The 10,998-nt window shown below is 73.3% G+C and carries 13 protein-coding genes; 8 read left to right on the top strand and 5 right to left on the bottom strand.

Features of this window, described 5'->3' with window-relative positions:
* The first annotated feature begins 21 nt into the window (after positions 1 to 21).
* A complete protein-coding gene (locus EAD96_RS28625; protein ID WP_121686429.1) occupies positions 22 to 348 on the top strand; it encodes a hypothetical protein in 327 nt (108 codons plus the stop codon).
* Positions 345 to 995 (top strand): nucleotidyl transferase AbiEii/AbiGii toxin family protein, encoded by a 651-nt coding sequence (locus EAD96_RS28620; protein ID WP_121686428.1) that lies wholly within the window; start codon positions 345 to 347, stop codon positions 993 to 995. Before EAD96_RS28625 ends, EAD96_RS28620 begins: the two co-directional genes overlap by 4 nt.
* Before the next feature lie 138 nt (positions 996 to 1,133).
* Here the strand turns inward: EAD96_RS28620 and EAD96_RS28615 are convergent, their stop codons facing one another.
* Entirely contained in the window at positions 1,134 to 2,036 is a 903-nt protein-coding gene (locus tag EAD96_RS28615) for an SDR family oxidoreductase (RefSeq protein ID WP_121686427.1), read from the bottom strand.
* A gap of 151 nt (positions 2,037 to 2,187) precedes the next feature.
* On the opposite strand from EAD96_RS28615, the gene EAD96_RS28610 reads away from it, so the two are divergent.
* Positions 2,188 to 3,975 carry a bifunctional UDP-sugar hydrolase/5'-nucleotidase gene (locus tag EAD96_RS28610; protein WP_121686426.1) on the top strand — a complete coding sequence of 596 codons (1,788 nt, stop codon included), beginning with the start codon at positions 2,188 to 2,190 and terminating at the stop codon, positions 3,973 to 3,975.
* Between the two features lie 39 nt (positions 3,976 to 4,014).
* Here EAD96_RS28610 and EAD96_RS28605 read toward each other — a convergent pair whose 3' ends face one another.
* Complete coding sequence (locus EAD96_RS28605; protein WP_233586209.1) at positions 4,015 to 4,200, bottom strand: hypothetical protein; 186 nt, start codon at positions 4,198 to 4,200, stop codon at positions 4,015 to 4,017.
* 95 nt (positions 4,201 to 4,295) lie between these two features.
* Here EAD96_RS28605 and EAD96_RS28600 point away from each other — a divergent pair, with 95 nt between their 5' ends.
* Positions 4,296 to 5,330 (top strand): NAD(P)-dependent alcohol dehydrogenase, encoded by a 1,035-nt coding sequence (locus EAD96_RS28600; RefSeq protein ID WP_121686424.1) that lies wholly within the window; start codon positions 4,296 to 4,298, stop codon positions 5,328 to 5,330.
* Here EAD96_RS28600 and EAD96_RS28595 read toward each other — a convergent pair.
* Positions 5,317 to 6,444: a geranylgeranyl reductase family protein gene (locus tag EAD96_RS28595; RefSeq protein WP_121686430.1), complete on the bottom strand. Its 1,128-nt coding sequence runs from the start codon at positions 6,442 to 6,444 to the stop codon at positions 5,317 to 5,319. The two genes, EAD96_RS28600 and EAD96_RS28595, sit on opposite strands and share 14 nt — an antisense overlap.
* 143 nt (positions 6,445 to 6,587) lie before the next feature.
* On the opposite strand from EAD96_RS28595, the gene EAD96_RS28590 reads away from it, so the two are divergent.
* Together EAD96_RS28590 and EAD96_RS28585 are read left to right on the top strand one after the other, a co-directional pair.
* Positions 6,588 to 6,824, top strand: coding sequence for a hypothetical protein (locus EAD96_RS28590; protein WP_120569832.1), 237 nt, complete (start codon positions 6,588 to 6,590; stop codon positions 6,822 to 6,824).
* A 71-nt stretch (positions 6,825 to 6,895) separates the two neighbouring features.
* On the top strand, positions 6,896 to 8,350 hold the full coding sequence (locus EAD96_RS28585; protein ID WP_121686423.1) for an MFS transporter: 1,455 nt from the start codon (positions 6,896 to 6,898) through the stop codon (positions 8,348 to 8,350).
* Here EAD96_RS28585 and EAD96_RS28580 read toward each other — a convergent pair.
* Positions 8,323 to 8,880 (bottom strand): helix-turn-helix domain-containing protein, encoded by a 558-nt coding sequence (locus EAD96_RS28580; RefSeq protein ID WP_121686422.1) that lies wholly within the window; start codon positions 8,878 to 8,880, stop codon positions 8,323 to 8,325. The genes EAD96_RS28585 and EAD96_RS28580 overlap by 28 nt on opposite strands.
* 71 nt (positions 8,881 to 8,951) lie before the next feature.
* On the opposite strand from EAD96_RS28580, the gene EAD96_RS28575 reads away from it, so the two are divergent.
* Both EAD96_RS28575 and EAD96_RS28570 read left to right on the top strand, forming a co-directional pair.
* A complete protein-coding gene (locus EAD96_RS28575; RefSeq protein ID WP_121686421.1) occupies positions 8,952 to 9,293 on the top strand; it encodes a hypothetical protein in 342 nt (113 codons plus the stop codon).
* Positions 9,290 to 10,207 (top strand): S9 family peptidase, encoded by a 918-nt coding sequence (locus EAD96_RS28570; protein WP_121686420.1) that lies wholly within the window; start codon positions 9,290 to 9,292, stop codon positions 10,205 to 10,207. The genes EAD96_RS28575 and EAD96_RS28570 overlap by 4 nt, the downstream gene beginning before the upstream one ends.
* A 51-nt stretch (positions 10,208 to 10,258) precedes the next feature.
* Here EAD96_RS28570 and EAD96_RS28565 read toward each other — a convergent pair whose 3' ends face one another.
* On the bottom strand, positions 10,259 to 10,810 hold the full coding sequence (locus EAD96_RS28565) for a hypothetical protein (RefSeq protein WP_121686419.1): 552 nt from the start codon (positions 10,808 to 10,810) through the stop codon (positions 10,259 to 10,261).
* Positions 10,811 to 10,998: the final 188 nt, after the last annotated feature.

Raw genomic sequence — 10,998 nt, 5'->3', positions numbered from 1 at the left:
GGTTGGGGTTACCCTGATGCCATGTCGGTCACCGCGCACGCGTACCTCGCCCGCCCCGGGCGACCCGCCGTGGTGGCGCGCACCCTGGACGAGCTGACCGGTCCCACCACCGGCATCGTCGAGCTGCCGGTACGCCTGATGTGGAGCAGCGAACGCGCCTTCGACCTGGGCGACCCGGACGAGTTGCTCTGGATGTACGAGAACGTGCTGCGTGAGACGACCCGGGTGGAGGATCTGCGCGAGCTGATCCACGCGGGCACGCTACGCCGGTTGTGGCCGCTGCTCAACCTGCCCCGGGGCGTACGCCTGGCCTGGGAGGGCCGGCACCGGAGCCTGCACCCGGCGTGACCCACCCGCACGACTTCTACCGGCAGGTGGCCCGGGTGGCGCTGGCCGCCGCCGGCCCGCACCGGTTCGTGCTCGGCGGCGGGGTGGCGTGGGCGGTGCACGGCCTGGTCACCCGCCCCACCGAGGACGTCGACCTGTTCGCCGACGTGGAGGGCGCCGCCGCGGCGGCGGCCGACGGGGTACGCGCGGCGCTGGAACGGGCCGGTTACCGGGTGGCCGAGGTGGACCCGGGCGGGCTGGGTGAGGTGTTCGACGGCTTCGACCGGGACCTGCGCGACTTCGTGGTGAGCCGGGACGGCCGGCAGATCCGGCTCAGCCTGGCCCGCCTGGACCGGCACCGCAGCCCGGTGGTGATGGACCTCGGCCCGGTCATGGACGTCCGCGACCTGATCGCCAACAAGGCCGCCGCGCTGGTGAACCGGCGGGAGGTACGCGACTACATCGACGTGTCCGCCGCGCTGGACCGGTACGCGGTCGCGGAGCTGCTGGAGTTGGCCCGGCAGGTCGACCCGGCACTCGACGACGAGGACGTTCGCGCGGCGGGCCGTTACCTCGACGGGCTGGCCGACCGCCGGTTCACCCGGTACGGCCTGGACGCGCCGCGGATCGCCGAGGTCCGCCGCCGGATGGCCGCCTGGCCCCGCTGACGGGGTGCGCCCGAGAGTCGGAGGAACTCCGGCCACGCCGGCCGGGGTCGTCCACGAGTCGGAACGACCCCGGCAGGCGGCGGGGACCAGACGGACGGCGGCCGGACGGGAAGGGACCAGCAGGGACCGGACGGGCCGTCACTTCGTCGGGCGGCCACCCGTGACGCCGAGGATCTCGCCGGTGACGTAGCTGGACTCCTGCGAGGCGAAGTAGACGTACGCGGGCGCCAGCTCGGCCGGCTGACCGGGACGGCCAAGCGGCGTGTCGGTGCCGAACTGCTTGACCTTCTCCTCCGGCATGGTGGCCGGGATCAGCGGCGTCCAGATCGGGCCGGGCGCGACCGCGTTGACCCGGATGCCGCGCTCGGCCAGGTTCTGCGCGAGCGCCTTGGTGAAGTTGGCGATGGCGGCCTTGGTGGTGGCGTAGTCGAGCAGCTGCGGCGACGGGTCGAACGCCTGGATCGACGACGTGTTGATGATCGTCGAGCCTTCCTTCATGTGCGGCACGGCGAACTTGCAGAGCCAGAACATGGCGTACACGTTGGTCTTGAAGACGCGGTCGAACTGCTCGGTGGTGATGTCGTGCAGGCCGTTGTCCTGCGACATCTGGAAGGCCGCGTTGTTGACCAGGATGTCGACGCCGCCGAGGTCGCGTACCGCCTGGTCGACGAGTGCGCGGCAGTTGGCCTCCTCGCGCAGGTCGCACTGGACGGCGACGCCCTTGCGCCCGGCCTGCTCGATCTGGCTGACGGTCTCCCGGGCGTCTTTCTCCTCCTCGTCGCCGAGGTAGGTGACGAGCACGTCGGCGCCCTCGCGGGCGAAGGCGATCGCGACGGCCCGGCCGATGCCGGAGTCGCCGCCGGTGATGACCGCCCGCTTGCCGGTGAGCCGGTCGCTGCCCCGGTACGACTCCTCGCCGTGGTCGGGCTTCGGCCCCATCTCCTGTTCGCTGCCGGGCGGCGTCTGCTGCTGCGCCGGCTGTCCCTCGCTCTGTCCGTACTGCTCGGCCGGGTGCTGCTGGGTGAACTGGTCCTCGCTCATGGATCCGCCCCTACCCCGGTGACCGGCGCGAAAACAGCAGCCTGTGACCGGAGGGGAAACAATTCGGGCCGGTGTGGCGCACGTGACATGTGGTGGTTATGGTGCGCAACGGCGCCCACGAGGCGCGTACCCCCATTCGGAAAGGCACCTCATGACCTCCTCCTCCGGCGCCTCCCGGCGCCAGGTGCTGGCCGTCGCGGCCGCCGCCGCGACCGCTCCCCTGCTGGCCGGCGCGCCCGCCGAGGCGAAGCCGAAGCCGAAGACCTGGGACCTGACGATCCTCGGCACGTCGGACACCCACGGCAACGTCTACAACTGGGACTACTACAAGGACGCCGAGTTCGACGACAGCAAGCACAACGACGTCGGCGTCGCGAAGCTCGCCACCCTGGTCAACCAGATCCGCGCCGAGCGCAAGGGCCGGGCCACGCTGGTCCTGGACGCCGGTGACACCATCCAGGGCACGCCGCTGGCCACCTACTACGCCAAGCAGGAACCGATCACCAGCACCGGTGAGACGCACCCGATGGCCCGCGCCATGAACGTCCTCAGGTACGACGCCGTGACGCTCGGCAACCACGAGTTCAACTACGGCCTGCCGCTGCTGGCGACCTGGATCGAGCAGCTCGGCTTCCCGGCCCTCGCCGCGAACGCGCTCAACGCGAAGACCGGCAAGCCGGCGTTCCTCCCGTACGTGATCAAGGAGGTCAAGCTCGGCGGGCACGGCGCGCCGAAGCTGCGCGTGGGCATCCTCGGCCTGACCAACCCCGGCGTGGCCATCTGGGACAAGGGCAACGTCGAGGGCCGCCTCGTCTTCGCCGACATGGTGGCCACCGCCGCGAAGTGGGTGCCGGAGATGCGCCGCCGCGGCGCCGACCTGGTCGTCATCTCCGCCCACGGCGGGGACAGCGGCACCTCCAGCTACGGCCCGGAGCTGCCGAACGAGAACCCGACCGCGCTGATCGCCGAGCAGGTGCCCGGCATCGACGCGATCCTGTTCGGCCACGCGCACAACGAGGTGCCGGAGAAGTTCGTCACGAACCTCACCACCGGCGAGCGGGTGCTCACCTCGGAGCCGTCGAAGTGGGGCCAGCGACTGACCCGGATGGACTTCACGCTGACCCGGGACAAGGGCCGCTGGACGGTCACCGCCAAGTCGGCCACCACGCTGAACACCAACACCGTGGTCGAGGACCCGGCGGTGCTCGCGGCCGTGCGCGGCCAGCACACCAAGACCGTCGAGTACGTCAACCGGGTCGTCGCGCAGTCGAGCGTGGAGCTGTCCGCCGCCGAGTCGCGGTACAAGGACACGCCGATCCTCGACTTCATCAACCACGTCCAGACCGAGGTGGTCACCGAGGCGCTCGCCGGCGGCGAGTACGCGGGCCTGCCGGTGCTGTCCATCGCCGCGCCGTTCAGCCGTACCGCGGTGTTCCCGCAGGGCGACGTGCGGATCCGCGACGTGGCGGGCCTCTACGTGTACGACAACACGCTGGAGGCGGTCGTGCTGACCGGCGCCGAGGTGAAGGCGTACCTGGAGTACTCGGCGAAGTACTTCAAGACCTTCCCGGCCGGCACCACCGTGGACGTGGAGAACATCAACGACACCACCGTGCCGGACTACAACTACGACGTGTTCTCCGGCGTCGACTACGACATCGACATCGCCAGGCCGGTCGGCGAGCGGATCACCCGCCTGGTGCTGGCCGGCACCGACACCCCGGTTGCGGCGGACGCCCGGTTCGTGGTGGCGGTGAACAACTACCGGCGCAGCGGCGGCGGCAACTTCCCGGGCATCGTGAAGACCCAGGTCTACAACGCCCAGCAGGAGATCCGCCAGCTGCTCATCGACTGGGCGCAGGCCGAGGGCGTCATCGACCCGGCCGACTTCTTCGTGCCCAACTGGAAGCTGGTCCGCGAGGGCGTGCCGGTCTTCTGACAGTGGGGCGACGGGGTCCGGGCGCCTGTCCGGGCCCCGTCAGCCGCCCGCGCGCAGGTGCCACTCCGACTCCCCGCCGACCGGATCCGGGCGGTCCGGCGGGAACTCGGTCTCGGCGGCCTCGATCCGCTCCTCCGGGCTTACCCGGGCCGGCAGTTCGCCGAAGCGGACGTGCCGCAGGAACGCGTACTGCTCGTCGGTGAACGACTCGGCGGATTCGCTCATGACCGCATTGTGCGCCTGCCCGTCCCGTCTCCGCATCAACCGCCTCGGCACGGGTATGCCGCCGCGTCGACCGTCGGCGACGAGGTGGAGGAGACATGCGCGCAGTACGGATGACCGCACCCGGTGTGCTGGAGCACACGGAGGTGCCCACGCCGCAGGCCGGCCCCGGTGAGGTGCTGCTGCGCGTCGGCGCGGTCGGCGCCTGTCACTCCGACCTGCACATCCTCGACGCGCCGGCGGGCGTGTTCCCGATCCCGATGACGCTCGGGCACGAGATCGCCGGCACCGTCGACACGGTCGGCGCCGGGGTCGACGGCTGGTCGCCGGGCGACCGGGCCGCGGTCTACGGCATCATCGGCTGCGGCCGGTGCCGGGCCTGCCTGCGGGGCGAGGAGAACCGCTGCCGGGTCATCCCGGTCGGCGGCATCGGGCTCAGCCGCGACGGCGGGCTGGCCGAGTACGTGGTGGTGCCCGCGTCCCGGCTGCTGCCGGTGGGCGACATGGACCTGACCCAGGCGGCGCCGCTGACCGACGCCGGGCTGACCCCGTACCACGCGGTGGAGCTGGCGCGGCCCCGGCTGCGGCCCGGCACCTCCTGCGTGGTGATCGGCATCGGCGGGCTGGGGCACATGGGGTTGCAGATCCTGCTGGCCACCACCGCGGTACGGATCATCGCGGTGGACACGAACACCGCCGCGCTGGACCTGGCCGGCCGCCTCGGCGCCCACCACACGGTGCAGGCCGGCCCGGACGCGGTGGACAAGATCCGCGAGCTGGTCGGGCCGGCGCCGGACGGCGCGGACGTGGTGCTCGACTTCGTCGGCGCGCAACCCACGATCGACACCGCCCGGCAGGTGGTCGCCACCGGCGGTCAGATCCTGCTGGTGGGCCTGGCCGGCGGCACGCTGCCGGTGCGGCCGGTCGCGGACGAGCCGCCCCCGGTGCCGCTGGAGACCGGTGTGGTGGTGCCGTTCTGGGGCACCCGGGCCGAACTGCACGAGGTGATCGCGCTGGCCCGCGCCGGCCGGCTGCACGCCGACGTGCACACGTTCCCCCTCGCGGAGGCGCCGCAGGCGTACGAGGCGCTGCGCCGGGGCGAGGTGCGGGGGCGGGCGGTCATCGTCCCCTGAGCGGGGGCAGCCGGTCCAGCAGCGCCAGCCCGGCCCGCACCGGCCGCCGGTCGAGCACCTCGGCGAAGCTCGCCCGGCCCTGACAGAACCGGACGAACATCCGCCAGCCGGGCGGGCTCGCCAGCATCGCGTGGAACACGTCGGGCCGCCGCTCGAACACCTCCAGCAGCCGGTGCCCGGCACGCATCTCCGGCGTCAGCCGCCGGTCGACCTCCCGGGCGTACGCGTCGAGGTCACCGGCGGCCACCGCCTCCCCGGCCAGCCGGCCGGAGCGCAGCGCGTAGCTGATCCCCTCGCGGCTCCACGGTTCCAGCAGCCCGGCGGCGTCCCCGGCGACCAGCACCCGGCCGTGCCGCAGCGGGGAGTCCCCGGTGCGGCAGCGGGTCAGGTGGCCGGAGTCGTGCTCCGGGGTCACCCCGGACAGGCCGAGCCGGTCGGTGAAGTCGCGCAGGTAGGCGCGGGTCCGTTCGCCGTCGCCCCGGGCGGCTATGACACCGACTGTCAGCCGGTCGCCCTTGGGGAAGACCCACGCGTAGGAGCCGGGCAGCGGCCCCCAGTCGAGCAGCACCCGGCCGCGCCAGCGGTCCCGCTCGGCGGCGTCCACCGGCAGTTCCAGTTCCAGTCCGAGGTCGACCTGGCGGAAGCGCACCCCGACGTGGCGTGCCGTCACGCCGGACGAGCCGTCCGCGCCGATGACGGTACGGGCGCGTACCGTCTCACCGCCGGCCAGGCGCAGGCGTACCTCGTCGGGGTCCTGCTCGATCGCGCGGACCGCGACGCCCTCGCGGACCTGCGCCCCGGCGGCGACGGCGGCGGCGCGCAGCCGGTCGTCGAACTCCTCCCGGCGGATCATGGCGACCAGCGGCGCCGGGTGCCGGCGGGTGAACGCGCGTCGCCCGTCCCGGGTGAACGTGATCCGGTCGACCCGGTCGTGGGCGGGCACCTCGACGCGGTCGCCGACCTCGGCGAGCGAGGTGCCGATCAGGCCGCCGCCGCACGTCTTGTACCGGGGGTGGGTGGCCCGTTCCACCACGAGCGTGCGGACGCCGGCCCGGGCCGCGGCGTGCGCGGCGGAGAGTCCGGCGGGCCCGCCGCCGACCACGACGAGATCCATGATCACGGGTGCAGCCTAGGGCACCGCCGTGCCGCGCCGCCCGATACGACAGTCGAACGGGTGAGCATCATCGCGGCCCGTCCGGGTAACCGCCGGTCGCCGGCCGTCCGCGGGTCGGGCGGTCCACGCCGAGGAGGGAAGCGATGCCTCAGGTCCAGCTGTCTGCGGTCGAGGAACGGGTCTACCAGGCGGTTTCCGCGCTGGAGGTGCAGGGGCACGTCCCCTACCCGGACCTGATCGCCCAGGAGACCGGGATGACCGAGGAGGAGCTGCGCGAGCCGCTGCACTCGCTCACCGAGCGGGGGCTGCTGCACCGCGAGGACTCCCCGATGTCCGGCCTGGACTTCGGACCCCGGTGGTGCGCGCGCCAGACGGCGTGATCGGGTCGTTTGCCCCACCGGGCACCGGGTAGCGATCGGAGTCGGGTGATCGACGGTCAGTGGGGGGCACGATGAGCGAGGGCCGGTCGTCGACGCCGGTGCAGGACACCGGGTACGACGGCCGGCGCCGCTGGCGTGCGCTGAGCGTCGGCCTGATCGCGGCGTTCATGACGCTGCTGGACGTCAGCATCGTCAACGTCGCGGTGCCCTCGATCGACCGGGCGTTGCAGGCCACGCCGAGCGACCTGCAGTGGGTGCTGTCCGGGTACGCGCTGACGTTCGGCCTGGTGCTCGTGCCGGCCGGGCGGTTCGGCGACGCGCGCGGGCGGCGTACCGCGTTCGTGGTCGGGGTGGGCCTGTTCACGCTCACCAGCGCGCTGGCCGGGCTGGCCCGTTCCCCGGAGTGGCTGGTCGTCGCCCGGCTCGTCCAGGGCGCTGCCGCCGGTGTGGTGAATCCTCAGGTCAGCGGCATGATCCAGGAGTTGTTCCGGGGCGCGGACCGGGGCCGGGCGTTCGGGCTGCTGGGCGCGACGATCGGCATCTCCACCGCCGTGGGTCCGCTGCTCGGCGGGTTGCTCATCGAACTGGGCGGCGCCGAGCACGGGTGGCGGTGGGTGTTCTTCGTCAACATCCCGGTCGGGATCGTGGCGATGCTGCTCGGCTGGCGGCTGATGCCGGCCCGGCCGACAAACCCCGCCGGGCGGGGCCGGCTCGACCCGCTCGGCGTGCTGCTGCTCGGCGCCGGGGTGACGGTGATCCTGCTGCCGCTGGTGCAGCGGGAGCAGTGGCGGGGCCCGGGCAAGTGGCTGCTGATCCCCGTCGGCCTGCTGCTGCTCGCCGGGTTCGCGCTCTGGGAGCACCGGTACGCCCGGCGCGCCCAGCCGTTGTTCGACCTGCGGTTGTTCACGGTCCGCTCGTACACGCTCGGCGCGCTGATCGGCCTGATCTACTTCGCCGGGTTCACCGCGATCTTCTTCATCTTCACGCTCTATCTCCAGATGGGGCTCGGCTACAGCGCGCTCGTGGCCGGCCTGGCGATCACCCCGTTCGCGCTCGGTTCGGCGCTCGCCTCCGCGCTGGGCGGCCGGGTGGTCACCCGGTACGGCCGTCCGCTCGTCGCGATCGGGCTGCTGGCGGTGGTGGCCGGCCTGGTCGCGACCGACCTGGTGCTGGCCGGTGGGCCGCACGAGAACGTGCCGTTGCGGACCGCGCTGCCGTTGCTCGTCGCCGGGCTGGGCAGCGGCCTGGTGATCGCGCCGAACCAGACGCTCACGCTGTCCGAGGTGCCGGTGCCGATGGCCGGCAGCGGCGCCGGGATGCTCCAGACCGGGCAGCGCATCGGGTCGGCTGCCGGCATCGCCGCGGTGGGCGCGCTGTTCTTCTCGACGCTCGCCGCCGACCGCGGCGACTGGAGTACGGCGTTCCGCCACTCACTGCTGCTCGCCGCCGGGATCATCGTGCTGGCGCTCGGCGCCGCCGTGGCGGACATCGTGCTCGGTCACCGGCGCTCCGCGGGCCGCTCCTGATCGGCGGCGGGCAGCAGGACGGTGGTGAGCAGCCGGCGGGTGCGGCCGGGGCCGGGGCCCAGCGCCGCGTACTCGGCGAACAGGTCGCGGAACCGGGTGACGAACTCGGCGGTCTCGGCGTCGGTGGCGTGGAACGCGTTCTGCCGGTAGCCGGCCACGTCGCGGGCCAGGTCGCCGCCGCCGGCGTCGAGGTAGCCGTCGAAGTCGGCGAGCAGGCCCGCGACGAAGGTGAGGAACGCCTGGCGGTGCCGCTGCGGGCTCATGGCCCGGGCCTCGTCCGGGTCCACCGACGCGGCGGCCTCGTGGAGCCGGTAGCTGCGCTCGACGGCGCCGCGGGCCCGCCGCTCCCCCACCGTGTGCAGCACGCCGTGGTCGGCGAGCGTGGCGACCTGCCGGTAGAGCGTGGCCGGTGGCACGTCGCTCAGCGCTGCGCGCAGGTCGGTGGTGGTGAGCGTGCGGCCGCCCAGGAACGCCTGGACGATGCGCAGCCGGATCGGGTGCAGCAGCAGCTCCACGGTGTCGAGTGCCACAGGGGCTCCCCTTTTTGTTATCGCCTCCGGTAATGTTCTCACTGACGATAACAGAACTGAGGAGTTCGCCGATGGCCACCATCGACATCACCGCCGACCGCATCGACGTCCGTCTCACCACCGCCGAGAAGATCTGGGCCCTGCGCGGCGACCTGTCGTTCCCCCGCTCCGCCGTCAGCGGCGCCGTCGTCGTACCGGACGGCGCCCGCGCCACCCGCGGCATCCGGGCGCCCGGACTCGGCGTGCCCCGCACGCGCAACGTCGGCACCTGGCGCGGCAGGGCCGGCAAGGAGTTCGTCAGCGTCCGCGGCGGCCAGCCGGCCGTCCGCATCACCCTCACCGGCCAGGCGTACGACTCCCTGCTCATCGGCACCGACGACGCCCCGGCCCTGGCCGCGGCGGTGCTGCGGTGACCGTCGACCGCGCGCTCGCCGTCGACACGGGCGGGCAGCGGTTGTCCGGCACACTCACGCTGCCCGACGGCGCCGGGCCGCATCCGGTGGCGCTGCTGCTGCCCGGCTCCGGGCCGATCGACCGCGACGGCGACCACCGCCGCCTGCCCCTGGGCATCCAGCGGCACCTGGCCGTCGCGCTGGCCGGCGCCGGGTTCGCGGTCGCCCGGTACGACCGGCGGGGCGTCGGCGAGAGCAGCGGCGAGTTCCTGCGTACCGGCTTCCACGACAACGTCGACGACGCGGCCGCCGTGCTCGCGGCGCTGCGTGCCGACCCGGCCGTGGACGGCGGGCGGCTGTTCCTGGTCGGGCACAGCGAGGGCGCGCTCACCGCTGTCGCGCTCGCCGCGCGCGGCGTACCCGTGGCCGGCCTCGTCCTGCTCTCCGCGCCCGGGCGCACCGGCGCCGATGTGCTGCGCCGGCAGGCCGCGCGGCTGCTGCCCACCCTGCCCGCGCCGGTACGCCTCGTGCTCCGGCTCACCCGCACCGACCTGGTGGCGAAGGTGGCCCGCAACCACGAGAAGATCCTCGCCACCGACAAGGACGTGGCGTGGATCGGCGGGCAGCGGCTCAACGCCCGCTGGTTCCGGGAGTTCCTGCGCTACGACCCCCGGCCGGACCTGGCCCGCGTCGACGCCCCGATCCTCGCGCTCACCGGCGACAAGGACCTCCAGACCGACCCGGCCGACCTGCCGGTCATCGCGGCGCACGCGGGCGGACCGGTGCAGACCCGGGTCCTGCCGGACGTCACCCACGTGCTGCGCCGCCAGCCCGGCCCGCCGTCGCTGCGGGCGTACCGGGACGAGGCGAAGCAGCCGCTGGACCCGTCGGTGGTCGAGCCGGTGCTGTCGTGGCTCGCCGCGCACAGCGGTTGAGGACACGCGAGAGGTCGGCACCCGCTCCGGGTGCCGACCTCTCGTCAGGTCTTACTTGTTCCAGTGCTCGGCGACGATCTCGGCGGCCTGCTTCTCCCACTGCGCGTACGCGTCGGGGTAGGCGCTGACCTGCACGGTCTGCGCGGCCTCGGTCAGCGGCATGTCCTGCCAGCCGTCGACCTGCTTGAGGCCCTTGAGGAACGCCAGCGTCGAGTACTCGGGGTCGGTGATCTGCTCCGGCGTGCCCCAGCCGCTGGACGGCCGCTGCTGGAACAGGCCCAGCGAGTCGTGGTCGTTGCGGTCACCCAGGTGACCCAGGTTCTCCAGCTTCGACTCCTGCAGCGCGGTGGCGATCGAGATGACCGCGGCGCGCTCGGGCAGGCCCGCCTTCTTGGTGGCCGCGATGATGGCCTTGGCGTTGGCGAGCTGCTCGTCGTTCAGGTCCACGTGCGACTGCGCGCCCTGCGGGCTCACGCCCTGGACCGCGACGGCGGCCGGCGTGGTGGTCTCCGCCGCGTGGGCGGCGACCGGACCGGCGAATACGCCACCGGTGAAGGCGAGACCGGCGATACCGAGGATGCTCTTGCGCAGGATCGTGTTCATGATGGGCTCCGTTCGGGGGTCGACGCGTCCGGGGGTGGACGCGTGGGCACCGTCAGGCGCTCAAGGGGATCTCGGGGGTCCGGCAGCGCGGGGCGTGCCGGGTGCATCTGCAACGACCGGCGGCCCGGGGTTGTTCCCGCCGGGGGGGCGCTCGGCTGGCGCCGCTCCGGTCGCGCACCGGGTTACAA

Origin of the sequence: Micromonospora sp. BL1 (assembly GCF_003667485.1) — a bacterium.
In the GTDB taxonomy this organism is placed as follows: domain Bacteria; phylum Actinomycetota; class Actinomycetes; order Mycobacteriales; family Micromonosporaceae; genus Micromonospora; species Micromonospora tulbaghiae.
Note: the sequence above shows the minus strand (reverse complement) of the source record. Positions and strands in the feature narration are given on the sequence as shown.

Excerpts from the sequence above, each read along its gene's own strand:
- EAD96_RS28585 (WP_121686423.1), top strand. The coding sequence starts at position 6,896 with ATGAGCGAGGGCCGGTCGTCGACGCCGGTGCAGGACACCGGGTACGAC.
- EAD96_RS28575 (WP_121686421.1), top strand. The coding sequence starts at position 8,952 with ATGGCCACCATCGACATCACCGCCGACCGCATCGACGTCCGTCTCACC.
- EAD96_RS28595 (WP_121686430.1), bottom strand. The coding sequence starts at position 6,444 with ATGGATCTCGTCGTGGTCGGCGGCGGGCCCGCCGGACTCTCCGCCGCG.
- EAD96_RS28625 (WP_121686429.1), top strand. The coding sequence starts at position 22 with ATGTCGGTCACCGCGCACGCGTACCTCGCCCGCCCCGGGCGACCCGCC.
- EAD96_RS28605 (WP_233586209.1), bottom strand. The coding sequence starts at position 4,200 with ATGAGCGAATCCGCCGAGTCGTTCACCGACGAGCAGTACGCGTTCCTG.
- EAD96_RS28615 (WP_121686427.1), bottom strand. The coding sequence starts at position 2,036 with ATGAGCGAGGACCAGTTCACCCAGCAGCACCCGGCCGAGCAGTACGGA.
- EAD96_RS28565 (WP_121686419.1), bottom strand. The coding sequence starts at position 10,810 with ATGAACACGATCCTGCGCAAGAGCATCCTCGGTATCGCCGGTCTCGCC.
- EAD96_RS28610 (WP_121686426.1), top strand. The coding sequence starts at position 2,188 with ATGACCTCCTCCTCCGGCGCCTCCCGGCGCCAGGTGCTGGCCGTCGCG.
- EAD96_RS28590 (WP_120569832.1), top strand. The coding sequence starts at position 6,588 with ATGCCTCAGGTCCAGCTGTCTGCGGTCGAGGAACGGGTCTACCAGGCG.
- EAD96_RS28600 (WP_121686424.1), top strand. The coding sequence starts at position 4,296 with ATGCGCGCAGTACGGATGACCGCACCCGGTGTGCTGGAGCACACGGAG.